The sequence below is a fragment of the Parapusillimonas sp. JC17 genome (genome assembly GCF_052180245.1).
In the GTDB taxonomy this organism is placed as follows: domain Bacteria; phylum Pseudomonadota; class Gammaproteobacteria; order Burkholderiales; family Burkholderiaceae_B; genus Parapusillimonas.
In genome coordinates, this window is sequence record NZ_CP197474.1 from 2971423 (window position 1) to 2996629 (window position 25207).

At 62.2% G+C, this 25207-nt stretch carries 18 protein-coding genes; 4 read left to right on the forward strand and 14 right to left on the reverse strand.

The genetic code is table 11. The features are described 5' to 3' along the window. Positions 1-84: 84 nt before the first annotated feature. From phaR to ACSBPU_RS14305, 5 genes are all read right to left on the reverse strand, one after another. A complete protein-coding gene (gene phaR, locus ACSBPU_RS14285; protein ID WP_180068244.1) occupies positions 85-648 on the reverse strand; it encodes a polyhydroxyalkanoate synthesis repressor PhaR in 564 nt (187 codons plus the stop codon). A gap of 82 nt (positions 649-730) precedes the next feature. Then, positions 731-1468 (reverse strand): acetoacetyl-CoA reductase, encoded by a 738-nt coding sequence (gene phbB, locus ACSBPU_RS14290; RefSeq protein WP_180068243.1) that lies wholly within the window; start codon positions 1466-1468, stop codon positions 731-733. Positions 1469-1490: 22 nt separating this feature from the next. Further along, on the reverse strand, positions 1491-3125 hold the full coding sequence (locus ACSBPU_RS14295; RefSeq protein ID WP_442592724.1) for a PHA/PHB synthase family protein: 1635 nt from the start codon (positions 3123-3125) through the stop codon (positions 1491-1493). A gap of 105 nt (positions 3126-3230) precedes the next feature. Further along, positions 3231-4025, reverse strand: coding sequence for a peptidoglycan editing factor PgeF (gene pgeF, locus ACSBPU_RS14300; RefSeq protein WP_442592725.1), 795 nt, complete (start codon positions 4023-4025; stop codon positions 3231-3233). Further along, positions 4013-4975, reverse strand: coding sequence for an RluA family pseudouridine synthase (locus ACSBPU_RS14305; protein ID WP_442592726.1), 963 nt, complete (start codon positions 4973-4975; stop codon positions 4013-4015). Before ACSBPU_RS14305 ends, pgeF begins: the two co-directional genes overlap by 13 nt. Positions 4976-5130: 155 nt before the next feature. Here ACSBPU_RS14305 and ACSBPU_RS14310 point away from each other — a divergent pair, with 155 nt between their 5' ends. After that, a complete protein-coding gene (locus ACSBPU_RS14310) occupies positions 5131-5874 on the forward strand; it encodes an outer membrane protein assembly factor BamD (RefSeq protein WP_442598358.1) in 744 nt (247 codons plus the stop codon). A gap of 87 nt (positions 5875-5961) precedes the next feature. On the opposite strand, the gene ACSBPU_RS14315 is transcribed toward ACSBPU_RS14310, so the two are convergent. Next, complete coding sequence (locus ACSBPU_RS14315) at positions 5962-8064, reverse strand: ATP-dependent DNA helicase (RefSeq protein WP_442592727.1); 2103 nt, start codon at positions 8062-8064, stop codon at positions 5962-5964. Positions 8065-8227: 163 nt separating this feature from the next. On the opposite strand from ACSBPU_RS14315, the gene ACSBPU_RS14320 reads away from it, so the two are divergent. Together ACSBPU_RS14320 and ACSBPU_RS14325 are read left to right on the forward strand one after the other, a co-directional pair. Beyond that, on the forward strand, positions 8228-10612 hold the full coding sequence (locus tag ACSBPU_RS14320) for a Tex family protein (RefSeq protein WP_442592728.1): 2385 nt from the start codon (positions 8228-8230) through the stop codon (positions 10610-10612). 3 nt (positions 10613-10615) lie between these two features. After that, the gene (locus ACSBPU_RS14325) at positions 10616-11137 is read left to right on the forward strand and encodes a hypothetical protein (protein WP_442592729.1); all 522 of its coding nucleotides are present in this window, start codon (positions 10616-10618) and stop codon (positions 11135-11137) included. A 119-nt stretch (positions 11138-11256) separates the two neighbouring features. On the opposite strand, the gene ACSBPU_RS14330 is transcribed toward ACSBPU_RS14325, so the two are convergent. The 5 genes from ACSBPU_RS14330 to ACSBPU_RS14350 form a co-directional block, all read right to left on the reverse strand. Then, a complete protein-coding gene (locus tag ACSBPU_RS14330) occupies positions 11257-12585 on the reverse strand; it encodes a tryptophan--tRNA ligase (protein ID WP_442592730.1) in 1329 nt (442 codons plus the stop codon). 63 nt (positions 12586-12648) lie between these two features. Then, positions 12649-13740, reverse strand: coding sequence for a cell division protein ZapE (gene zapE / locus ACSBPU_RS14335; RefSeq protein WP_442592731.1), 1092 nt, complete (start codon positions 13738-13740; stop codon positions 12649-12651). A gap of 103 nt (positions 13741-13843) precedes the next feature. Further along, on the reverse strand, positions 13844-15271 hold the full coding sequence (gene lpdA / locus ACSBPU_RS14340; protein WP_442592732.1) for a dihydrolipoyl dehydrogenase: 1428 nt from the start codon (positions 15269-15271) through the stop codon (positions 13844-13846). A gap of 108 nt (positions 15272-15379) precedes the next feature. Beyond that, positions 15380-16588 (reverse strand): 2-oxoglutarate dehydrogenase complex dihydrolipoyllysine-residue succinyltransferase, encoded by a 1209-nt coding sequence (gene odhB, locus ACSBPU_RS14345; protein WP_442592733.1) that lies wholly within the window; start codon positions 16586-16588, stop codon positions 15380-15382. 30 nt (positions 16589-16618) lie between these two features. Continuing rightward, positions 16619-19486 (reverse strand): 2-oxoglutarate dehydrogenase E1 component, encoded by a 2868-nt coding sequence (locus ACSBPU_RS14350; RefSeq protein ID WP_442592734.1) that lies wholly within the window; start codon positions 19484-19486, stop codon positions 16619-16621. A 302-nt stretch (positions 19487-19788) separates the two neighbouring features. Here ACSBPU_RS14350 and ACSBPU_RS14355 point away from each other — a divergent pair, with 302 nt between their 5' ends. After that, positions 19789-22086 (forward strand): NADP-dependent malic enzyme, encoded by a 2298-nt coding sequence (locus ACSBPU_RS14355; RefSeq protein WP_442592735.1) that lies wholly within the window; start codon positions 19789-19791, stop codon positions 22084-22086. Between the two features lie 146 nt (positions 22087-22232). Here ACSBPU_RS14355 and ACSBPU_RS14360 read toward each other — a convergent pair whose 3' ends face one another. From ACSBPU_RS14360 to ACSBPU_RS14370, 3 genes are all read right to left on the reverse strand, one after another. Next, complete coding sequence (locus ACSBPU_RS14360; RefSeq protein WP_442592736.1) at positions 22233-22517, reverse strand: DUF1330 domain-containing protein; 285 nt, start codon at positions 22515-22517, stop codon at positions 22233-22235. Positions 22518-22596: 79 nt separating this feature from the next. Next, entirely contained in the window at positions 22597-23448 is an 852-nt protein-coding gene (gene kdsA / locus ACSBPU_RS14365) for a 3-deoxy-8-phosphooctulonate synthase (protein ID WP_442598360.1), read from the reverse strand. After that, positions 23442-25094, reverse strand: a complete 1653-nt coding sequence (locus ACSBPU_RS14370) for a CTP synthase (protein ID WP_180068227.1) — start codon at positions 25092-25094, stop codon at positions 23442-23444. Before ACSBPU_RS14370 ends, kdsA begins: the two co-directional genes overlap by 7 nt. Positions 25095-25207 lie beyond the last annotated feature (113 nt).

Consider the following 25207-nt stretch of genomic DNA (forward strand, 5'->3'; position numbering starts at 1 on the left):
CCCCCCCTACGAGGTCTGACCCCAGGCCGGGAGGGAAAAGGGTCAGACCCCGTACGGGGTCTGACCCTATACGGGGTTGACCCTCTATTTTTTATTGTCTTTCGGCGGATTGGGTGCAAACGGAAACACGGAAAACATGTTGCGGGTCTGGTCCTGCATCTGGTCCTGCATTTGCACGAACAGATTCTTGCTTTGATCCACGTAGTTGCTCATCATGTTTTGCAGCACCGGCGCCTGGACGTTCATGAATTGCGCCCAGGCTTCGGGGCCGAACTGATTGCCGTACAGGCCTTTGGATTGTTCCGCGATGCGGTCCTGGACATCCATGAAGGCCTGGATGTTCTTTTCCAGGAAGGAGCCCATCACGCCCTGCATGGCATGGCCATAGAAACGGATGATCTGCGACAGCGCCGTTGCCGAGAACATGGGCATGCCATCGCTCTCTTCTTCGAGAATGATTTGAAGAAGGATGCTGCGCGTCAGGTCTTCGCCCGACTTGGCATCCACGACCTGGAAGTTTTCGCAATCGAGCACGAGTTGCTTGACATCAGCCAAGGTAATGTAAGCGCTGGTCTGCGTGTCGTACAGGCGCCTGTTGGGATACTTCTTGATCAGGCGAGTGGGGCTGCTAGCTTGAGATTGCGTCATGACGATGGCCAAAATACGAAAAGCGAAAGAGGAGTAGTCGATTCGGAATGCACTGCGTTGCAGCCGCAGTGAAAGCAGGTACTTACCCCATATGCAATCCGCCGTTCAGCGAGAAGTCCGCACCCGTCGCAAAGCCGGAATCATCAGATGCCAGCCATGCGACCATGGAGCCGATTTCCTCGGGGCCTCCGAGGCGCTTGACCGGTATCGTGGCCACGATTTTTTCTAGGACATCGGGGCGCATGGCGCGAACCATGTCGGTGCCGATGTAGCCGGGCGACACCGTGTTCACGGTAACACCCTTGCTGGCGACCTCTTGGGCGAGCGCCATCGTGAAGCCGTGGATGCCGGCCTTGGCGGTGGAGTAGTTGGTCTGGCCGAACTGCCCTTTCTGGCCGTTGACCGAACTGATGTTGATGATGCGCCCCCATTGGCGGTCGACCATGTCCTCGATGACCTGCTTGGTGACGTTGAACAGGCTGTTGAGGTTGGTGTCGATCACGGCGCGCCAGTCTTCCTGGCTCATTTTGCGGAACAGGCCGTCGCGCGTGATGCCGGCATTATTCACCAGCACATCGACGGGACCGTGCTTTTCGCGCACCTGCGCAAACGCTTGAGCGGTGGATTCCCAATCGGCAACGTTGCCCACCGATGCATGGAACTGATACCCCAGCGCCGACTGTTCGTCGATCCATTGCTTGTGGTTCCGGCTGGGCCCGCAGCCCGCCACGACGGTAAAACCTTCCTTGGCGAGCCGTTGGCAAATACTGGTGCCTATGCCCCCCATTCCACCCGTCACATAAGCTAATTTTCCGCTCATATTGTTCTCCTAAAAAATCAGACTACACGGCCCTTGCCTTGACATAGCTGCCAGGGGCTTCTTCAAGCGGGACATGGCGCGCATTGCCCAGGCTCTTGCCGGCTCGGACCTTGGGTCCCGCATGCGCGGCTTGCCACGCGGCCCAGTCCGGCCACCAGCTTCCCGGGTGTTCCGAGGCGCCGCCAAACCATGCATCGGGCTCGGCCGGCAAGCCAGCGGGTGGCGATTCGGCATCCAGCTTCCAGTAGCTGCGGCGCTGCTTGCTGGGCGGATTGATCACCCCCGCGATATGGCCGGACGCACCCAGGACGAACCGCGCCGGACCGCGCAGGATACTGGCGCTTGCGTAGGCGGACCGCCACGGAACGATATGGTCTTCGCGCGAGCCGTAGATATACGCCGGCATGTCGAGCGTGGTGAGGTCGATGGGATGGCCGCCGATATGCAGGCGGCCGGGCACCTTCAAATTGTTTTCCAGGTAGGTATTGCGAAAATACCAGGTGAAGAACGGACCCGGCAGATTGGTGCCGTCGGCATTCCAGTACAGCAGGTCGAATGCCGGCGGCGCTTTTCCCTTGAGGTAGTTGCCCACCACGTAATTCCAGACCAGCTCCCCGGGCCGGAGGAACGAGAAAGTGGTGCCCAGTTCCCGCGCCGTCATCAGGCCGCCCTGCCCGATCTGGCTTTCGCGCAAGCTGGCGTGCAGCTCATCGACGAACACATCGAGAACGCCGGTATCGTTGAAGTCGAGCAAAGTGGTGAGCAGCGTAAGACCGCTTACGGGGCGCTTGCCTTGTGCGTGCGCCAGCGCGAGCGCCGAGGCGAGCAGCGTGCCGCCAACGCAGAACCCCAGCGCGTTGATCTGCTTCTGGCGCGTAATGTCGCAGACGGCATCGATGGACGCCAGCACGCCTTCTTGCAGGTAATCGCCCCAGCCCAGTGCATCGATGCCGTCGTCTTCAAGAGGAAGCGGATTCCGCCACGACACCATGAACACCGTAAAGCCTTGTTCGACCGCGTACCGGACGAAGGAGTTCTCGGGTTGGAGGTCGAGGATGTAGTACTTGTTGATGCACGGAGGAACGATGAGCAACGGCTTCTTGTGCACGGTGGCGGTAAGAGGCGCGTATTGGATGAGCTGGACGAGCCGGTTCTGGAACACGACCGCACCCTTGCTGGTGGCCACGTTGGCGCCAAGTTCGAACCGGGATTCGTCGGTTTGTGATATGCGGCCTTTTTGCAGGTCTTCGAGCAGGTTCTGCATGCCCTGGCTGAGTGTCTGGCCATGGCTTTCGATGAGCGCCTGCTGGACATCGGGATTGGTGGCAAGAAAATTTGCGGGCGACAGGGCTTCCGTCCATTGCATGACCGAAAAGCGCAGGCGGTTGCGCACGGGTTCGGGGATGTCGGCCGCGTCGACCATTTGATTCATGGCCTTGGCCGAAAGCAGATAGGCATGCGCCATGAGCAGACTGACGGGGCTGCCCGACCAGGCCGGCGCATTGAAGCGGCGGTCGGACAAAGGCGCCAGCTTGCCCTGCTGCGCACTGGCGGCCATCTGCAGCCATTCGCGCGAGAACTCCGCCTGAATTGCCGCCAGTTTTTCCGGCGCAACGCAGGGCGGAACAGGCCACTTGGATATGAACGGAGCACTCACGGGACACCTTGCTTGTATGGATATCGATGCGTTCAAACTATGGTGGAGGCCAATTGAAACCCTGTCAATCAGGGTAAGTCGCTACACCTTGCAAACCCTTGAAGATCAAGTGTTTTGCGGCTTGATCCAGGCAAGCGTGGCCATGCGGCCGGTATGCGGATCGCGGCGATAGGAGTAGTACAGATCTTCGCGCGCGAAGGTGCAGTGGCCGCTGAGTTCGATGGTGTCCACCCCTGCCTGGAACAGCCGATGACGGGCCAGCCCCGCCAGGTCGGCATGCCATTTCCGCTGCGGGATTTTTTCGGCGAAGAACATGCGCGCCGCGGCGTCGCCGGCCGTGAAGGCATCGAAGACGTCCGGCCCCACTTCGAAGTGCGCCTGGCTGATCGCCGGACCTACCCATGCCCGGATGTGCGAGGCATCGGACCGCTCCTGGCCTGCCTTGACGCGGAGCGCCGCCACCGTCTTTTCGAGTATGCCGCCGGCCAGTCCACGCCAGCCGGCATGAGCGGCCGCCAGCACCGTGCCGTCGACCGTAGCCAATACCACCGGCAGGCAGTCGGCCGTCATGATGGCCAGCACGCGGCCGGGCATCGTGGTGACCGCCGCGTCGGCCACCGGCGCATTCTGCGATGCCGCTTGCGGGAATGCGTCCGCATCCAGGACCTCGGTGCCGTGCACCTGCTTCAGCCACACCGGCTCCGAAGGCAGCGTGCTACGCAATAGATCGCGGTTCGCCCGCACGTCGCGTTCGTCATCGCCCGCATGCAGGCCAAGATTGAAGGAAGCCCAGCGTCCGCGACTCGATCCGCCATGGCGCTGCGTGCTGAAGTACGCCACACCGTCCCAAGGAAGGCCCGACACCGAGCCAAACGTTTCATTACCGCTCAGTCTTCCCATTGCACCCTTTCCAGAACCGCCGCGAAGTCATGGGCGAGTTCCGCTTCGAAAGCCTTGCGCCCGCCATCTGAAAAATCATCGAAAGCCAGTGCCCGCGCATGCAGCAACTGACGCTGGGCGCCCGCGATCTGCTTGCCACCATACAGCAAGTCTCCTACAAGAGGATGACCAAGGCTTGCCATATGGACGCGGATCTGGTGCGTGCGCCCGGTCTCGAGCCGGCAAGCCACTCCGCACACGCCGAAGTCGCCGTCGGCCACACCCATGCGCAGCGGTTCGTAATGCGTGATCGCAGGCTTGACGGCAATGGCCGGCTCGACGGCCATACGCACCGGCACCCTGGGGTCGCGGCCGATGGCGCGATCAACGGTGCCCGCCCTTCCCATGCGGCCATGCACCAGCGCGACGTATTGCCGGCTTACGGTACGCGCCTGCAATTGCCTGATGAGATGCGTCTGTGCCTTCTCGTGCCTTGCGACGACCAGCAGGCCCGACGTGTCTTTGTCCAGGCGATGCACGATGCCGGCCCGCGCAACCTGTGCAAGCTCCGGATAACGGTACAGCAAGCCGTTCAGCAGCGTGCCGCTCCAGTTGCCCGCACCAGGGTGCGTTACCAGGCCCGCCGGCTTGTTGACCACGATCCAGTCGGGGGAATCGGCCACCACGGCGAACTCGACGTCTTCCGGCGCGAACGCCTGCGACTCGGGCGGCTGCTGTTCCCAGACGATCAGCTCATCGCCCGGATGCACGGCCTGCTTGACCTTGCCGGGCCGCCCATTGACGAGCACATGCCCTTCTTCTATCCATGCCTGCAGGCGGCTGCGGGAATGCTCGGGAATGAGACGGGCCAGCGCTTTGTCCAGGCGTTCCTGCACGGCGTCGACGGGCAGGCGGAACTCCAGCGGGGCGCCCGCCGTGAAACTTTCTTTGTCTATATCTGTGTCAGGCATGGCGACAAATCATATAATCAGCCTGCAATGCTAACACCAAGGATGCTTTTGTGACCCGAACAGATCTCAATCTCTCTCGCTTTCCCGGACTGGCGCGCCTGAATCGGGCCGCGCTTGCACTCGTGATCGTCGCGTTCGTCGCCGGCTGCGGGACCATGAAAGCCGAGCCGGACAAAACCGCCGGCTGGAGCGCAGAGCGCCTGTACCAGGACGCCCGAGAGGAAATGAGCGCAGGCAGCTGGAGCAACGCCCGCGCGCGGCTCGAAACGCTCGAGGCCCGATATCCGTTTGGCGGCTATGCGCAGCAAGCGCTCATCGATCAGGCCTATGTCAACTGGAAGGACGAAGAACCCGAACAGGCTTTGGCCGCCATCGACCGCTTCCAGCAACAGTACCCGAACCACCCGGGTACCGACTACATGCTCTACCTGAAAGGCCTCATCACCTTCACGCCTCCCAGCGCGGCCTTCTCGAACATCACGCAGCAGGATCCCAGCGAACGCGACCCGAAAGGCTTGCGCGAGTCGTATGAATCCTTCAACGAGCTCGTCAAGCGCTATCCCGACAGCCGCTACGCCGCCGACGCGAAAAAGCGCCTGACCTGGCTGGTCGACACGATCGCCCGCAACGAAGTCCACGTCGCCCAGTACTACTACGAGCGCGACGCCTATGTGGCAGCGGCCAACCGCGCACAGACCGTCATCACCGACTTCGAAGGCGTGCCCATCGCCGAGAAAGCGCTCTACATCATGTACCTGTCGTACGACAAGCTCGGCCTGACCGACCTGCGGGACGATGCCAAGCGCGTGCTGGATCTCAACTTCCCCAACAGCAAGTACTACGAGCAAGGGCTGGACGAGCCGCGTGGCAGCCGCTGGAACCCCATCAACTGGTTCTGATTCGGGGCCGGGGTCAGACCCCGTACGGGTTCTGACCCCATATCCTTGAACAACCTGGGGGTCGGACCCCGCATGGGGTCTGACCCCTCATCCTTGAACTGCCTGGGGGTCGGACCCCGCATGGGGTCTGGCCCCACTTTCTTGAACCGCATGGGGGTCAGACCCCGTACGGGGTCTGACCCCAGCCTGTTTCTTCTGCAAAAAGGCCAATGCGGGTCCCGCTTCCCGCGTACGGGCAAAGGGCGGCAGCCCGCGCCACAAGAGCTTGCCATAGGGTTTTTCCACCATGCGGCGGTCACCTACCATGAGCACGCCCCAATCCGCTTCCGAGCGGATCAGCCGGCCCGCACCCTGCTTCAGCGCGATGGCCGCCTCCGGAAGCTGATATTCCATGAAGGGGTTTCCCCCTTCGTTCCTGCATAGATTCAATCGCGCTTCCAGGACGGGATCATCGGGCGGCGCAAAAGGCAGCTTGTCGATCGCGACCAGCGTCAAGGCATCGCCGGGAACATCGATGCCTTCCCAGAAGCTCGCGCTGCCGACCAGCACGGCATCCCCCTCGGAGCGGAAGCGCTCGAGCAGCACGCGCCGCGAGCTTTCCCCCTGGCGCAACAAGACCCGTTCCACGCCCTCGTCATCGAAACGCTCTTCGAAAAGCTCGGCTATGCGCTCGACGGCGCGCAGCGTCGTGCACAGCACCAGGACGCCGCCCGTCGACGCCTTGATCAAAGGCATCAGCGTATCGACGAAACGCTCATTGAAACCATGCTCGCTGGGCAGCGGAAGATTCTTGGGCACATACAACAGCCCTTGCTCGGGATAATTGAACGGTGACTCCCACCGCAGGGTAGTGGCATCCCACAGTCCCAGTTGCCTGAGGAAATGGCCGAAGTCGCCATTGACGGACAAGGTCGCCGACGTAAGCACCCACGCCTGGTCCTTGCCTCGGAAGCGGGAGAAGATACGCGACACCGACAGTGGCGCGCTGTGCAGCCGCATGTGATGCTGACTTTGCTCCACCCATCTCACCGCCGCGGCCTCTTGCACCGCCGGCCCGTCCTCCGCCGAGACCGCCGGCTTCAAGGCATTCCGGCCCTGTCGATCGGGCTGGCTCCATTGAAAAAGCTTGGCGCGCAGATCCATGCAGGTCTTGGCGGCGGCCGCCAGGTCGGGGTGTTTTTCGCTCACCACGTCAAGAAGCCTGGTGCTCTTGTCCAATACGCTCAGCAGGTCATCGAGCGCCGTGTCGAACGTCTCCGGATCGGGTATGGTCTGGAATGTGGCCTTGCGCCCCGGCATGTTCTCGACGCCGGCGGCGGCCAGGCGCAACGAGCGCGCCGCCTGCTCGATCTGCTTGCCGGCCTCGCTCCAGTTGGTGGCTTCGCGCGCATGCGCCAGGCCCGCCGCCTCGGTGGCGCGCGCGAGGTCGAGCAATTGATGGGAAGAAACACTGGTACCCAGGAAGCGGGTGGCAATATCGGGCAACTGATGCGCTTCATCGAACACCACCATCTCGACCGTGGGGAGAAGCTCGGTGATGCCCTCTTCCCGCAGCGCGAGGTCGGCCATGAACAGGGCATGGTTCACCACCACCAGATCCGCGTCCTGCGCCTGCCGCCTGGCTTTCAGGACGAAACAGTCGCGCACGTGCGGACACTCCTGTCCCAGGCAGTTCTCGCGCGTGGACGTCACCCGGCCCCAGATGTCGGCGTCCTCGGGCACCTGCGCAAGATCGCTCTTGTCGCCATGACTGGACTGCTGGGCGAATACCTGTATGTGGCGCAACTGGCTTATTTCCGCGCGCGAGCGCAGGCCGCGGTCGTCTCCGGACAGACGCTCCAGGTGGTAGTGACAGACGTAATTCCCCCTGCCCTTGAGCAGCGCCACCGTGATGGGCAGGCCCAGCGCCTTGCGCAAGCGGGGCAGATCGCGGCGGAACAATTGGTCCTGCAGCGTACGGGTGCCGGTGGAGACCAGCACCTTGCTGCCGCTGAGGAAGGCGGGAACGAGATAGGCCCATGTCTTGCCGGTGCCCGTGCCGGCCTCGGCGATCAGCGTCGAATGGTTTTGCAAGGTTTCCTGGATGGCCTGGGCGAGCTCCTGCTGCGCCAGCCGAGGACGATAGCCCGGCTCCGCCTGCGCCAGCGGGCCTTCGGGGGAGAAAATATCGGAGAGTTCTTGCAAAAGCATCAAAACGTAAATATGAAAGGGCACCGGCATGCAACGCACGGCAAAGAGGTAAAGTATGCAGTCCTGGACGCATCGCCAGACAAGATCATACCCGCCTATGTTTCCGCCTTGCGGGCCAGTATGGCAAAATGCGCCGCGTAATTCATGTTTTTATGGCTCATCGATGACTGACTCTTCTGTTCAAGCCCGGGCGGGCGCGCCTGCCGACTCCACAGACACCGCCCGTATCGTGGCTTTGCTGGCCAAGGAGCTCAATGCGCGTCCCGCGCAGGTAGCCGCCGCGGTGGAACTGCTGGATGACGGCGCGACGGTTCCGTTCATTGCCCGTTACCGCAAAGAGGTCACCGGCGGCCTGGACGACACCGTGCTGCGCAATCTGGAAGTGCGCCTGCTTTACGTCCGTGAACTCGAATCCCGGCGCGCCGCCATTCTGGAATCCATACGCCAGCAAGACAAGCTCACGCCGGAACTGGAACAGGAGATCACCACTGCCGACACCAAGCAGCGGCTGGAAGACCTGTACGCACCCTACAAGCCCAAGCGCCGCACGCGTGCCCAGATCGCCCGGGAGGCCGGCCTCGAGCCCTTGGCCGACGCGATTCTGGCGGATGCGCAATGCGATCCCGCCCTGCTCGCGAACGGCTACCTCAATCCCGAGGCATCCATCAACGACGCCAAGTCGGCGCTCGACGGCGCTCGCGACATTCTTGCGGAACGCTACGCCGAAAACGCCGACCTGCTCGAGAACCTGCGCGAACATCTCTGGAGCACAGGCCTGCTGTACTCCAAAGTGGTGGAAGGCAAGGAATCCGAGGGCGACAATTTCCGCGACTGGTTCGATTTCAGCGAAACCTTGCGCTCCCTTCCTTCGCACCGCATCCTGGCGCTGTTGCGCGGCCGACAGCAAGGGGTGCTGGACATCCGTCTGGGCCTGGATCCGGAACTGGAAGCGCAAACGCCCCACCCCTGCGTCGCGCGGATCGCCGATTTTCTGCGCATGGGCGCGGACTTCTCGGCGGACGCCGGCCCGCGCGGCCGCTGGCTGGGCGAGGTCTGCCGCTGGACCTGGCGCGTGAAGCTGCTGACTGCGTTCGAATCCGAACTGATCGGCCGCCTGCGCGACGCCGCCGAGCAGGAAGCCATACGGGTGTTCGCCGCCAATCTCAAGGATCTGCTGCTCGCCGCGCCGGCAGGCCCGAAATGCGTCATCGGCCTGGATCCGGGCATCCGCACGGGCGTCAAGGTCGCCATCATCGACGCTACGGGCAAGCTGCTGGACACGACGACCATCTATCCCTTCGAACCCCGCCGCGACCGCGAAGGCAGCATCAACACGCTGGCGGCCCTGGCCGCCCGCCACAAGGCCGAGCTCATCGCCATCGGCAACGGCACCGCCTCCCGGGAAACCGAGAAGCTGGTAACCGACATGCAGGAAAAATTCAAAGACATCAAGCTCACCCGCATCGTGGTGTCCGAAGCCGGTGCGTCGGTGTATTCCGCCTCCGAACTCGCCGCCCTCGAATTTCCTGGACTGGACGTCAGCCTGCGCGGCGCGGTGTCCATCGCCCGCCGTCTTCAGGACCCGCTCGCCGAACTCGTCAAGATCGAGCCCAAGGCCATAGGCGTCGGACAATATCAGCATGACGTCAACCAGCGCGAACTGGCCCGCTCGCTGGACGCGGTCGTCGAGGACTGCGTGAACGCGGTGGGCGTGGACGTCAACACCGCGTCGGCACCCTTGCTGACCCGCGTCTCCGGCCTGAACTCCCTGCTTGCCAAGAACATCGTCGCCTGGCGGGACAGCAACGGTGCCTTCCCCAATCGCAAGGCCCTGCTCAAAGTTCCGCGCTTCGGCGACAAGGCCTTTGAACAGGCGGCAGGCTTCCTTAGGATTCCGAGCGGCGACAATCCGCTGGACGCATCCGCCGTCCACCCGGAGGCCTATCCGGTGGTCGAGCGCATCCTGTCAAGGATCACGGCGAAGGCAAGCGAGGTCATGGGACGCCAGGGCGCGCTGAAAGGCGTCTCGCCCTCCGAGTTCACCGACGACCGGTTCGGCCTGCCCACGGTCAAGGACATCTTCCAGGAGCTGGAAAAACCCGGCCGCGATCCGCGTCCCGAATTCAAGACCGCGCAGTTCATGGAAGGCGTCAATACGCTGAACGATCTGCATCCCGGGATGATCCTGGAAGGCGTCGTCACCAATGTCGCCAATTTCGGCGCCTTCATCGATATCGGCGTGCACCAGGACGGCCTGGTGCATATTTCCGCGCTGTCAGAAACCTTCGTCAAGGATCCGCGCGACGTCGTGCGCGTGGGGCAAACGGTAAAGGTCAAGGTTCAGGAAGTCGATCCGGCGCGCAAGCGCATCGGGCTGACCATGCGCTTGAACGATGATGCCGCACCCCTGCGGCGCGGCGCGGTCGACGAAAGAAATTCCGGAGGCGGAAACAGACGCCGCGGCAACGGAGGCTCGCCGGCGCGCACCGCCCAACCGGCCGGCGGCATGGGCGCGATGGCCGCCGCCTTTGCCAAGCTCAGGAAATAAGCCATGACCGAGCCCACCGAGGAATACGAAAACAAGCTTGGCACACTGATAGGCCTGCTCAGTTGCGGCGACCTGGATGAACACGAAACCCAGCGCATCGTCCAGGCTTGCGTCGCGGCGCGCCGCGACGCCCCGAAGACCCTGCGCGAATTCTACGGGGCGGATGCCGCGAAAGTCGCGCAGTACGATCCGGCCGGTGTGATCGCTTTCGTTCTTTTTGTCGAGCTCGAAGACTATTTCGCCGTGGCGGACACCGTGGATGAGCTCTATGAGCAAGTCGTCGATGCCTTCGAACACCCCGCCCTGCCTGAGTATCCCTACGACGACAACGACTTCCAATCCATACCCGATTTCTATCAGTGGGTGGACGAGCAGCTGCTGCGCCACCACGACAAGTACTGCCTGATCGAATTCGGCGAAAGCTATACCAATGACTTCCAGGTCATATTGGTCCACCGCGCAACGGTGGACCGGACTTTGGATCTTTGCCGGGAATTGGAGCTGCACGCGGCACGCTGTTTATGAGACCCATGGGGTCAGACCCCATTCGGGGTCTGACCCCGGCATGCTAAGTTCAAGGGGTCTGACCCCAGCGTGTGAAATTCAAGGGGTCCGACCCCGTACGGGGTCGGACCCCACGCCTGTCAGTCCTGCAGCGTAAGCAAGGCTTCGGCGACGGCGTCGTGCTTGGCGGCGTCGAAACGCGCAATGACGGCGCCGTCGATCGCCAGGACCATATCGTCGTCCTGGCGCGACGCGATGCCGTCGAGGCCAACGCTTTGCAAGGATTTGATCGCCGCCCCCGCCGCCTTGGGATCGCTGAAGGCTTCGGACAGAAAGAGCTCCTGCCCGTCCGCCGCCAGCAAGCGAAAGCGGAAAAGGTTGCCGTCGTCTCGGAAGCTGACCAGCCGCGCGCGCTTGCCCGACGCCTTCTTGCCTTCTGCCGCCCGTGCCGCGCCCGCGCTGCCGCGCAGGCCGACTGCTTCGCGCAGCGTCGCCATGAAGGGCTCGGACAAGCGCCTTGCCTTCTCGGCCCCGGCCTGCAGGATCTCTTCGATGCGTTCCGGATGCGCCATCAGGTCGGCGTAGCGGTCGCGCATGGGGCCTATTTCCTGTTCGATGCGCTCGCACAGCAAGGACTTCGCGTCCCCCCAGCCCATGCCTTCTTCGAGCTGTTTGCGGAACTGGCTGCTTTCCGAAGGAGTCGCGAACGCACGGTACAGCGCGTACAGGTGAGAACCCTCCGCGTCCTTGGGTTCGCCCGGCTCGCGTGAGTCCGTCACGATGCGCATGACTGCCGAGCGCAGCGCCTTGGCGCCTCCCTCGAATAAAGGAATGGTGTTGTCGTAGCTCTTGGACATCTTGCGTCCATCCAGCCCGGGCAGCGTCGCCACTTCTTCGTCGATCTGCGCTTCGGGCAGGACGAAGAAGTCGCTGCCCTTTCCATACAGGTGATTGAAACGGCTTGCGATGTCGCGCGTCATTTCCAGATGCTGGATCTGGTCGCGACCCACCGGCACCTTGTGCGCGTTGAACATCAGGATATCGGCCGCCATGAGTATGGGGTAGGAAAACAGCCCCATGTTGATGCCGTCGTCGGGCTCGGCCTGGCGAGCGACATTCTGGTCCACGGAAGCCTTGTAGGCATGCGCCCGATTCATCAATCCTTTGGCCGTGACGCAGGTCAGCATCCAGCACAGTTCGGGGATGGCCGGCAGATCGGATTGCCGGTAGAACGTGACTTTGTCGGTGTCCAGGCCGCCCGCGATCCAGGTGGCCGCGATCTCGAGGCGCGAACGCGCCACACGCTGCGGGTCGTCGCATTTGATCAAGGCATGATAGTCGGCCATGAAATAGAACGCATCCACGCCGGGCTGCGTGCTTGCCTGTATGGAAGGACGTATCGCGCCCGCATAGTTGCCCAGGTGGGGCGTTCCGGAAGTGGTGATGCCAGTCAGTACGCGGATAGTCATAGAGTGTTTCGAATATTCTTGAGACAGAAGAAAAAGCCGGTCCGTCCGGCCGGAAAAATTCAGCTACAGCGTGACCGCCTCGCGCTTCTCGGCTTCGAGATACTCGCGCGATTGCATCTCGAGGATGCGTGAAACGGTGCGATGGAACTCGTTGGACATCGGCCCCTGAGTGTAGAGCTCTTCCGGATCGCATTCAGCGGACATGATCAGCTTGACCTTATGATCGTAGAATACATCGATCAGCCAGGTAAAGCGGCGCGCTTCGGAAGCCTGGCGCGGGCCCATGCGCGGCACATCGGAAAGAATCACCGTCTGGAACCGGCTGGCCAGGTCCAGGTAGTCGTTCTGCGATCGCGGCCCGCCGCACAAGGTGGCGAAATCGAACCAGACGATGTTGCCGCCCAGCGCCACGGCTTTGAGCTCGCGGTTCTCCACCGTCAGCACCGGCTTCAGCGGCGCCGTGTCCAGCAGCCGGTCGAACGCCTGCTGCAGCTCGGCCTGCGTGTCGGCGCTGATGGGCGTCAGGTACATGCGCACCTGCTCCAGCGTTCGGCGCCGGTAGTCCGTTCCGACATCGACGTTCATGATGTCCATGCGTTCCTGGATGAGCTTGATGGCGGGCAGGATCCGGTCGCGATGCAAGCCGTCGGGATACAGTGTGGACGGCTCGTAGTTGGAGGTCATGACGAAGGACGTCCCGTACTCGAACAGGCGAAAGAGCAGCCGGTACAGGATCATGGCGTCGGCGACATCGGACACATGGAATTCGTCGAAGCAGATGAGGCGATACCGCTTTGCGATGCGCCGGGCGACTTCGTCCAGGGGATCCTGCTGGCCTCTGACGTCGTCCAGTTCCTTGTGCACGCTGCGCATGAACTCGTGGAAGTGCACGCGCGTCTTGCGCTTGACCGGCACCGTCAGGTAGAAGGCATCCATCAGGAAGCTCTTGCCACGCCCCACGCCGCCCCACATGTAGACGCCGCGCGGCACATCGGGACGCTTGAACAGCTTGCGGAACGTCGATGCGCGGGCCTTCTTGAACTCTATCCAATCATCGAAGTAAGCCTGGAGGCGATCGATGGCCCGCAATTGAGCCTCATCGGGCTGATAGCCTCGGTCTTCCAGGGCTTTGGAGTAATACTCACGAACATTCATACTTTGCCTTGAGATGGGGCCATATTGCCTCGGCCTTCCAAGGCAAAAAAGGGCGGGCCGCCGCCCGCCCTTTACTGAGTCGCCGGGGATGTGACATGCACGATCAAAAGTTCAGCGTGCGCTTGTCCACGGCCAGCGCCGCTTCCTTCATGGCTTCCGACAAGGTCGGATGCGCATGGCAGATGCGCGCGATGTCTTCGGCCGCGCCACGGAATTCCATGATGGTTACGGCTTCGGAAATGAGCTCCGACGCCATGGGCCCGATGATGTGCACGCCCAGTACCTCGTCGGTCTTGGCGTCGGCCAGGACCTTCACGAAACCGGTGGTGTCGCCCAACGCCCGCGCCCGGCCGTTGGCCATGAAAGGAAAGCTTCCCGCCTTGTATTCGCGGCCTTCGGTCTTGAGCTGCTGTTCGTTCTTGCCGACCCAGGCGATCTCGGGCGAGGTATAGATGACCGAGGGTATGGTGCCGAAATTGACGTGGCCGTGCTGGCCGGCGATGCGTTCGGCAACCGCGACCCCTTCTTCTTCGGCCTTGTGGGCGAGCATGGGCCCACGGACTACGTCGCCGACCGCCCAGACGTTGGGCAGGCTGGTCTTGCAGTCGTCGTCGACGGCGATGAACCCGCGCTCATCGCGCTTGAGGCCCACGACATCGGCGCCCAGCCCTTCTACATTGGGCACCCGTCCGATCGACACGATCAGCTTGTCGACCGCGAGCTTCTGCTCGGCGCCGGCCGCATCGGTGTAGTTGACGGTGACCGATTTGGCACCGGCCTTGACGTCGGTGATCTTGACGCCCGTGTGGATGGCCAGACCTTGTTTGGTCAAGGCCTTGTGTGCTTCCTTGGCCACTTGCTGATCCGCGACGGCCAGGAAATCGGGCATGGCTTCCAGCACCGTGACTTCGGCACCCAGCCTGCGCCATACGCTGCCCAGCTCCAGTCCGATGACGCCCGCGCCGATCACACCCAGCTTTTTGGGGACGGCCGGAATGCGCAAGGCGCCGTCATTCGACAGCACCTGGGTTTCGTCGAACGGCAGGCCGGGAAGCTCGCGCGGCGAGGAACCGGTGGCGATGACGACATGCTTCGCGATGAGGTCTTCTTCCGTCTTGCCTTCGACCTTGATGTTCCAGCCGCCATCCACATGAGCGACGAACGATCCCTTGCCGTGGAAGAAGGTGACCTTGTTCTTCTTGAACAGATACAGAATGCCGTCGTTGTTCTGCTTGACGACCGTATCCTTGCGGCCGATGAGCGTGTCGAGCTTGAGGCTCACACCCTTGATTTCAATGCCGTGATCGGCAAAGTGGTGATTGGCCTGCTCGTAATGCTCGGAAGACTGCAGCAATGCCTTGGAGGGAATGCAGCCTACGTTGGTGCAGGTGCCGCCGGGTGCGGGCTTGCCGTCAGCGGCGGTCCAGGCGTCTATGCATGCCACGGTCATGCCCAGTTGTGCCGCGCGAATGGCGGCGATGTACCCGCCGGGACCCGCGCCGATAACGACGACGTCGAATTGTTTAGCCATATTGATCTCGATAAGAATAGGGTTGCGACAAGAAAAAAGCCCCGGCGGGCGTATCCAGGCGCACTGGATCGCTTCCGGGGTTTTTCTTACACCTTTGCCTGCATTGTTTTAGACATCCAGCAGGAGGCGCTGAGGATCCTCGAGCGCTTCCTTCATGGCCACCAGGCCCAGTACCGCTTCGCGGCCGTCGATGATGCGATGGTCATATGACAAGGCGAGGTAATTCATGGGACGAATCACCACCTGGCCGTTCTCGGCCACCGGCCGGTCCTTGGTGGCGTGAATGCCCAGGATCGCGGACTGCGGGGGATTGATGATGGGTGTGGACAGCATCGAACCGAACACGCCGCCGTTGGAGATGGAGAACGTGCCGCCGGTGAGTTCTTCGAGGCTGAGCTTGCCGTCGCGGGCGCGGGCACCGAAATCGGCGATCTGCTTTTCGATTTCAGCAATGGACAGTTGATCGGCATTGCGCAGGATGGGCACCACCAGACCGCGTGGGCTGCCGACGGCGATGCCGATGTCGAAATAGCCGTGATAGATGATGTCCTTGCCATCGACCGATGCGTTCAGCACGGGGTACTTCTTGAGCGCTGCAACGGCGGCCTTCACGAAGAACGAGGTGAAGCCCAGCTTGACGCCGTGCCCTTTCTCGAATTCGTCTTTGTACTTCTTGCGCAGGTCGAGGATGCCCTGCATGTTGACTTCGTTGAACGTCGTGAGGATGGCGTTCTCGGATTGGGATTGCAGCAGGCGCTCTGCAACGCGGGCGCGCAGCCGGCTCATGGGCACGCGCTGCTCGGGACGGCCGTCCAGTGACAGCGTGGGCGGTGCGACGGGCGCCGCCGCCTTTTTGGCGGGCGCCGAGCCGGACTGCAGCGCGTCGCCCTTGGTGATGCGGCCACCGCGGCCCGTGCCTTCGACACTGGACGGATCCACGCCCTTGTCGGCGAGAATCTTGCCGGCGGCGGGCGAGGTGATGGCGGACGCAGCGGGTGCGCCGCCGGCGGCGGGTGCCGAGGCCGGTGCCGGCGCGGCGCTTTCGGCGGGCGCGGCGGCCGGAGCGGCTGCCTTGCCTTCGGTGTCGATGCGGGCAAGGACTTCGCCGGACGTCACGGTGCTACCATCGCCTTTCACGATTTCTTTCAGGACGCCGCCAGCCGGTGCGGGCACTTCGAGCACGACCTTGTCGGTTTCGACTTCAATAAGAATTTCATCGGCTTCGACCGCTTCGCCAGGCTGCTTCTTCCAGTTGAGCAGTGTCGCTTCCGAAATGGATTCGGAAAGCTGGGGTACGAGAACGTCAGTAATTGCCATGTTGTGTATTCCGTTTATGTAAGGTGTTCGTTACTTGGCCAGGAAGGTCTTGAACTTGGGCGCGTAAGCCTGTTCGAGCAGCGCGCGCTGCTGCTCTTGGTGCTTGGCCAGATAGCCCACCGCCGGCGAAGCCGACGCGGAGCGCCCGGCGTATCCCAGTTTTTGACCTTCGGTCATGTTCTCGTACAGATGGTGCTGGATGTAGAACCAGGGGCCCTGATTCTGTGGCTCGTCCTGTACCCACATGACTTCCTTGGCGTTCGTATACTTTTGCAGTTCGGCTTGGAAGGCCTTGTGCGCGAAAGGATACAGTTGCTCGATGCGCAGGATGGCGACGTCGTTCCGGCCCGCGTCGTTGCGCGCATTGACCAGATCGTAATACACCTTGCCCGAGCAAACCAGGACGCGCTTGACGCCCGCCGGATCGATGTCGGTGTTTTGCTCGCCGATGACGGGAAGGAACTGGCTGACGGCCAGGTCGGAAAGCGGCGAGGCGGCGTCCTTGTTGCGCAGCAGCGACTTCGGCGTGAAGATCACCAGCGGCTTGCGGAACGGACGTATCATCTGGCGGCGCAATACGTGGAAGATCTGCGCACCGGTGGTGGGTTGCACCACCTGGATGTTGTTGTCGGCGCAAAGCTGCAGGAAGCGCTCGATGCGCGCCGACGAGTGCTCAGGGCCCTGGCCTTCGTAGCCGTGCGGCAGCATCAGGGTCAGGCCGCATTGACGGCCCCACTTGGCTTCGCCGGACGTAATGAACTGGTCGATGACGACTTGAGCGCCGTTGACGAAGTCGCCGAACTGCGCTTCCCAGATGGTCAGCGTATTGGGTTCGGCCGTGGCGTAACCGTACTCGAAGCCCAGAACCGCCTCTTCGGAAAGCACCGAGTCGATGACGGTGAAGGGTGCCTGGTTGTCGGAGACGTTCTGCAGCGGGATGTAGGTGCCGTCGTTCCAACGCTCGCGCTTCTGGTCGTGCAATACCGCATGGCGGTGAGTGAAGGTGCCGCGGCCGGAGTCCTGCCCGGTGATGCGGATGGCGTAACCACTGGCCACCAGGGTCGCAAACGCGAGGTGCTCGCCCATGCCCCAGTCGACGTTCATTTCGCCCCGCGCCATGGCGCGGCGGTCATTGAGCAGCTTGTTGACCAGCGAATGCGGCGTGAAGTTTTCTGGGATGGTCGTGAGCTTTTCGCCGATGCGGGTGAGCTCGGAGAGCGGCACGCCTGTGTCGGCCGAGTCCGTCCACTTGGCGCCCAGGAACGGCGACCAGTCTGTGGCGTACTTGTTCTTGTAGTCGGTCAGCACGGGCTCGATGGTGCGTTGCCCGTCTTCCATGAGCTGACGGTAGTCCTTGACAAGCTGATCGGGTTCCTCGGGCGACAACACGCCCTGCGCCACCAGCTTGTCGGCATAGACCTTGCGCGTGCCCGGATGCTTGCCGATGCTTTTGTACATCAGGGGCTGCGTGAGCGAAGGGGTGTCCTGCTCGTTGTGGCCCAGCTTGCGGAAGCAGACGATGTCGATGACGACGTCGTGGCGGAACTTCTGGCGATAATCGAGCGCCAATTGAGTCACGTATACCACGGCTTCAGGGTCGTCGCCATTGACGTGAAACACCGGTGCTTCGATCATCTTGACGACGTCGGTGCAATACAGCGTGGAGCGCGTATCGCGTGGATCGGAGGTCGTGAAGCCGATTTGGTTGTTGATGACGATATGCAGTGTGCCGCCCGTACCGTAGCCGCGCGTTTGGGCCAGATTCAGGGTCTCCATGACCACGCCCTGCCCCGCGAACGCCGCGTCGCCATGCACCAGCACAGGCAGGACCTGCGTGCCGTCGGTATCGCCGCGGCGGTCCTGGCGTGCGCGCACGCTGCCTTCCACCACGGGATTGACGATTTCAAGGTGGGACGGATTGAACGCCAGAGACAAATGCACGGGGCCTCCGCGCGTAGACAGGTCGCTGGAAAAGCCGTTGTGATATTTGACGTCGCCGTCGGTCAGGCCTTCGGCGTGCTTGCCTTCGAATTCGGCAAACAGGTCGCCCGGCATCTTGCCCATGATGTTCACGAGCATGTTGAGACGGCCGCGGTGCGCCATGCCGACGATGATTTCCTGCACGCCGTTCTCGCCGGCGTGGTTCACGACTTCGTCCATGGCGGCAATGAAGCTTTCGCCCCCTTCGAGGGAGAAACGCTTCTGGCCGACATATTTGGTGTGCAGATAGCGTTCGAGGCCTTCGGCCTCGGTCACTTGCTGCAGGATGTGGCGTCTTTGCTCGGAGCTGAGGGTCAGCACGCCCATGGAGGACTCAAGCCTTTCCTGGATCCAGCGCTTGGCGGTGGGGTCGGAAATATGCATGAATTCCGCACCGACATTGCGGCAATACGTGTCGCGCAAGGCCTTGAGCATGTCGCGCAAGGTCATGGTGTCGGCTTTGGTGAAATACGTGTTGGTCGCCGCGTAGACCTGATCCAGGTCGGCTTCGGTCAGGCCGTAGGAGCTGGGATCCAGCTCGGGGATGGCCGGGCGATCCTGGCGCTTCAGGGGGTCCAGGTCGGCCAGGCGCGAGCCCAGCGAGCGGTAGGCCGCTATGATGGACTGGACGTAGACCTGCTTGCTGGCGACCGAAAGATCGGGTTCCTGGGCGCGCACGACGAAGGCGTTGGCCTTGGCGCGCTGAGCGAAGGACTCGATGACCGGCGCATGGGCTTGATCGCGCGTGGTTTCCTTGCCATCGGCCGCAGGCTGGTTTTGCAGCTGGTCGAAATACTGGCGCCACTTGTCCGGGACGGAGCCGGGATTGTCAAGGTAGGACTCGTAGAGTTCCTCGACATAGGGGGCGTTGCTACCAAAAAGGTAAGAAGTGGATAAAAGTTCTATTTCCGATGACATATATGCGCTTCACCTATCCGAGTGTCTCACTCGTTATGATGCAGGAACACCTTCCGCGACACGGCCAGACCGATTAGCGGATAGCGGGGCAGAAGGCAACGTACGACGCCTTGATAAGCCGTATTCGCAGTAGTATACCCTTGAAGCAACAGGGCACAAACTTGGCGGGCGGAAATGGCGGCCAAATCGGCCAAAGCGTTGGCATTAACAAACACCTGGCGCCATCTGTCTACATTTTCTTTACCCAGCCTGGCAATCCGGTTAACTTTTCTGTCTTTTTGTTTTCATCAGGAGCTGTACTCATGGACGCCAATGCCGACCTCGCCAAACTCGCTTTGGACTATCACGCAAATCCGTCCCCCGGCAAGATCTCGGTCATGCCGACAAAGCCGCTGGCCAACCAGGACGACCTCTCGCTCGCCTACTCGCCGGGCGTCGCCTTCGCCTGCATGTCCATCCATGCCGATGGCGAACAGGCAGCATCCATGTATACCTCCCGCTCCAACCTCGTGGGCGTGATCACCAACGGCACCGCGGTACTGGGCCTGGGCAATATCGGCCCCCTGGCCGCCAAGCCCGTAATGGAAGGCAAGGGCTGCCTGTTCAAGAAGTTCGCCGGCATCGACGTCTTCGACATCGAACTGGCCGAAACCGACCCCGACAAGCTGGTGGACATCATTGCGGCGCTCGAACCCACGCTTGGCGGCGTGAACCTCGAAGACATCAAGGCGCCGGAATGCTTCTATATTGAAAAGAAGCTGCGCGAGCGCATGAAGATTCCCGTCTTCCACGACGACCAGCACGGTACCGCCATCATCTCGTCTGCGGCCATCATCAACGGCCTGAAGGTGGTCGGCAAGCAGATCGGCGACGTGAAGCTGGTGTGCTCGGGCGCCGGCGCCGCCGCCATTGCCTGCCTCGACCTGCTCGTGCATCTGGGCGTCAGCAAGCAGAATATCTTCGTGGTGGACTCGCGCGGTGTGATCAGCGTCGGACGCGACCAGAACATGGAGCCCAACAAGGCCCGTTATGCTCAAGACACCCAGGCCCGCACCCTGGCCGACGTCTGCGTCGACGCCGACGTCTTCCTGGGCTGCTCCGCGCCGGGCGTACTGACGGCCGATATGCTCAAGACCATGGCGCCCAGCCCGCTCGTTCTGGCGCTCGCCAACCCCGAGCCCGAGATCCGCCCCGAAATCGCCAAGGCGGCGCGCCCCGACTGCATCATCGCGACCGGCCGGTCCGACTATCCCAATCAGGTCAACAATGTCCTGTGCTTCCCCTTCATCTTCCGTGGCGCACTCGACGTCGGTGCCACCGTCATCAACGAAGAAATGAAGCTCGCCTGCGTCAAGGCCATCGCCGAACTTGCCGAAGCCGAACAGAACGACGAGGTCGCCACCGCCTACGCCGACCAGGACCTGGCCTTCGGACCCGACTACATCATTCCCAAGCCCTTCGACCCGCGCCTCATCGTCAAGATCGCGCCGGCCGTCGCCGAAGCCGCCGCCGCATCGGGCGTGGCCCGCCGCCCCATCGAAGACATCGAGGCCTATCGCCAGAAGCTGATGAGCCTGGTCTACCACACCGGCCAATTGATGCGCCCCCTGTTCATGCAGGCCAAGGCCGCGCCCAAGCGCGTCATCTATGCAGACGGCGAAGACGAACGCGTGCTGCGCGCCGCCCAGACCGTCGTCGACGAGAACATCGCCTTCCCCATCCTGGTGGGTCGTCCGGCGGTGATCAACATGCGCATCCAGAAATTCGGCCTGCGGCTAGAGGCAGGTCGCAACATCGAGATCGTCGATCCCGAGGACGATTCCCGCTTTAACGAAACCTGGTCGGCCTACTACAAGCTCAAGGGCCGCGACGGTGTCACGCCCGACATCGCCAAGGCCATGGTGCGCAAGCACAACTCCCTGATCGGCGTCATGCTTTTGCAGCGCGGCGACGCAGACGCCATGCTGTGCGGGGTAAGCAGCCGTTTCGACAACCAGTTGAAATACGTCGAGGAAGTCATCGGCCTGAAGGAAGGCGCAAAGACCTTTGCTGCCATGAACGTGCTGATGCTGCCCACGCAAACACTGTTCATTTGCGACACCCACGTCAATGAAGACCCGGATGCCGAGCAAATCGCCGACATGACCATCCAGGCAGCCGAGGAAATGCAGCGCTTCGGCGTCGTGCCCAAGGTGGCCTTGCTGTCGCACTCCAACTTCGGAAGCCGCAGCACGAAGTCGTCGCGCAAAATGGCCGAAGCCCGCCGCATTCTCGCCGAGCGCGCGCCCCAGCTGGAAGTGGACGGCGAAATGCACGCCGACTCCGCGCTATCCGAGAAGATCCGCAACAAGGCCTATCCGGATTCCTCGCTGAAGGGACCCGCGAACCTGCTCATCATGCCCAATCTGGATACGGGCAACATTACCTACAACATGCTGAAGATGACAGGCAGCAATGGCGTCACCATGGGCCCCGTCCTGCTGGGCGCGGCCCGTCCGGTGCATATCCTCACCACCAGTTCCACGGTCCGCCGCATCGTCAACATGACGACGCTGGCGGTGGTGGATGCACAGCAGGAGGCCGGCCAGGTTTCGCGGTAAAAGCGGACTTAGGGTCGGACCCCATGCGGGGTCCGACCCTGGCCGGCCTGGGGTCACGCTGATGGATGAAGGGTCAGACCCCGCATGGGGTCTGACCCTGAGCCGGCCTGGGGTCAGACCCCGAAAGCTGACTTGGGGTCAGACCCCTACACGCCTTCAACCACATACATATTCATCACTGCCGCGCGTTCACGCACATTGCGGGCGCGCCGATACTGGGCGGAGTGATAGAACGCACGCGCCGCGGCCATGGTGGGAAACTGCAGCACAACGGTACGGCCGGGGTCCCGGCCTTCGAGCGTTTCAGTCTTGCCGCCGCGCACCAGCACCTTGACATCGTGCGCGCGCATGGCCAAGGTGGAAAAACGCCGGTATTCCTCGTACTTTTCGGGGTTCGTGACAAAAACGTTAGCAATTACGTAAGCCGCCATACTGAATCTCGTGATCGTTGCAATAACAGATCGCAATATACAGGACGGAATGCGTCTCGAGACCGAGCGTCAACAGACCCTAGTCCATAGCCAATACGCCGCTGTCCTTGACGTAGCGATCGATGCTGGCCAGCGATTCGAGCAGGCGGCGCATGCGGTCCAGCGGAACGGCGTTCGGCCCATCGGACAGAGCCTGGTCGGGATCCGGATGTGTTTCCATGAACAGCCCTGCGATCCCGACGGCGACCGCGGCACGCGCCAAAACGGGCACGAATTCGCGCTGGCCGCCCGAACTGGTGCCCTGCCCGCCCGGCAGTTGCACCGAGTGCGTGGCGTCGAAGACGACCGGACAGCTGGTTTCGCGCATGATGGCCAGCGACCGCATGTCGGAAACCAGGTTGTTGTAGCCGAATGAAGCCCCGCGCTCGCACACCAGGATGTTATGGCCGTCGCCCCCCGCCGCCAGCGCGGCGGAGCGCGCCTTGGCCACGACCTGAGTCATGTCGTGCGGCGCAAGAAACTGGCCTTTCTTGATGTTCACGGGCTTGAGGGTCGCGGCGCAGGCCTGGATGAAATCGGTCTGGCGGCACAGGAAAGCAGGTGTCTGCAGGACATCCACCACCTCGGCAACCATCGCCACCTGCTCCACCGTATGGACGTCGGTCAAAACGGGGACGCCCACCTGGGCACGCACGTCGGCGAGGATCCGCAGGCCCTCGTCCTGTCCCGGCCCGCGATAGGACGCGCCCGAGCTGCGGTTCGCCTTGTCGAAGGAGCTTTTGTAGATGAACGGTATGCCGAGCTCGGCCGTCATCTCTTTGAGTATTCCTGCGGTATCGAAAGCCATCTGGCGCGATTCGATGACGCAGGGACCCGCGATCAGGAAAAAAGGATGCGCTAGACCCGCTTCAAAACCGCATAGTTTCATGATGTCGCCTTGCGTTCAGCCTGATGTTCGATTGCCGCCCGGATGTAGCTGGTGAACAGCGGATGGCCGTCACGCGGCGTGGAGGTGAACTCCGGGTGGAACTGGACGCCCATGAACCAGCGGTGGCCTGGCAGCTCCATGATCTCGGGAAGGTTCTCAGTGGGCGTGCGGGCGCTGATCACCATGCCCGCGTCTTCGAGCCGGGGAACATAGACATTGTTGACTTCGTAGCGGTGGCGATGGCGCTCGTTGACCTCGCTGCCGTAGATCTTGCTGGCGCGCGTATCGGGCTTGACCGGGCATTTTTGAGCGCCCTTGCGCATCGTGCCGCCCAGGTCGGAGTCCTGGTCGCGCTTCTCGACCTTGCCTTCGCGATCCTGCCACTCTGTGATTAGCGCCACGACGGGGTGGGGAGCCGACGGGTCGAACTCGGTGCTGTTGGCGCCGCCCAGCCCGGCCACATGGCGGGCGAACTCGACGACCGCCAGCTGCATGCCCAGGCAAATGCCCAGATAAGGCACATTGTGTTCGCGCGCATAACGGATGGCCTTGATCTTGCCTTCCGTGCCCCGCTTGCCGAATCCGCCGGGCACCAGGATGGCATCCAGGTCTTCAAGGCAAGCCGTGCCTTCGGTCTCGATTTGCTCCGAATCCAGATATTCGATTTCGACGCGCGAACGCGTGTGGATGCCCGCGTGGACCAGCGCTTCGCTCAGTGACTTGTAGGATTCGGTCAGGTCGACATACTTGCCCACCATGCCGATGCGCACATGATGAACGGGGTTCTCGATGGCATCGACCAGGCGGTCCCACATGGTAAGGTCCGCGGGCGGCGGCGTGAGCGCCAGTGCGTCGCACACCAGGTTGTCCAGGCCCTGCTGATGCAGCATGGCCGGAATTTTGTAGATGGAATCGGCATCCCAGACGGAAATGACCGCGTCAAGGGGCACGTTGGAGAACAGCGAAATCTTCGCGCGTTCCTCGTCCGGAATGGGCCGGTCGGCGCGACACAACAGCGCATGGGGATAGATACCGATTTCGCGCAGCTTCTGTACCGAATGCTGGGTCGGCTTCGTCTTGAGCTCGCCCGCCGAGGCAATGAAGGGCACCAGGGTCAGATGCACGAAGGCGGCGTTGTTGCGCCCCAGGCGCAGGCTCATTTGACGCGCGGCTTCAAGGAAGGGCAGGGATTCGATGTCGCCCACCGTACCGCCGATTTCCACGATGGCGACGTCGGTTTCGCCATTCCAGCCCGCCTTGGCCCCGCGCGCCACGAAATCCTGGATTTCATTGGTGATGTGCGGGATTACCTGCACCGTCTTGCCCAGGTAGTCGCCGCGGCGCTCTTTGCGCAGCACGGATTCGTAGATCTGGCCGGTGGTGAAGTTGTTGACCTTGCGCATGCGCGCCGAAATGAAACGCTCGTAGTGACCGAGATCCAGGTCTGTTTCCGCGCCGTCCTCGGTGACGAAGACCTCGCCATGCTGGAAGGGGCTCATGGTGCCGGGGTCGACGTTGATGTAGGGATCGAGCTTCAGCAGGGTGACGCGCAGCCCCCGGGATTCCAAGATGGCGGCAAGAGAAGCAGCTGCAATGCCCTTACCCAGGGAGGACACGACGCCTCCCGTGACAAATACATATTTGGTCATTGTGTATATACATGCCCGGGATGACCGGACAGGAGCGGGAAATTTGGATTATAGCCGGGAGCCGACCGCTTGTTTTGCCTGGAAGCCGATATTTTGGGGTCAGACCCCATGCG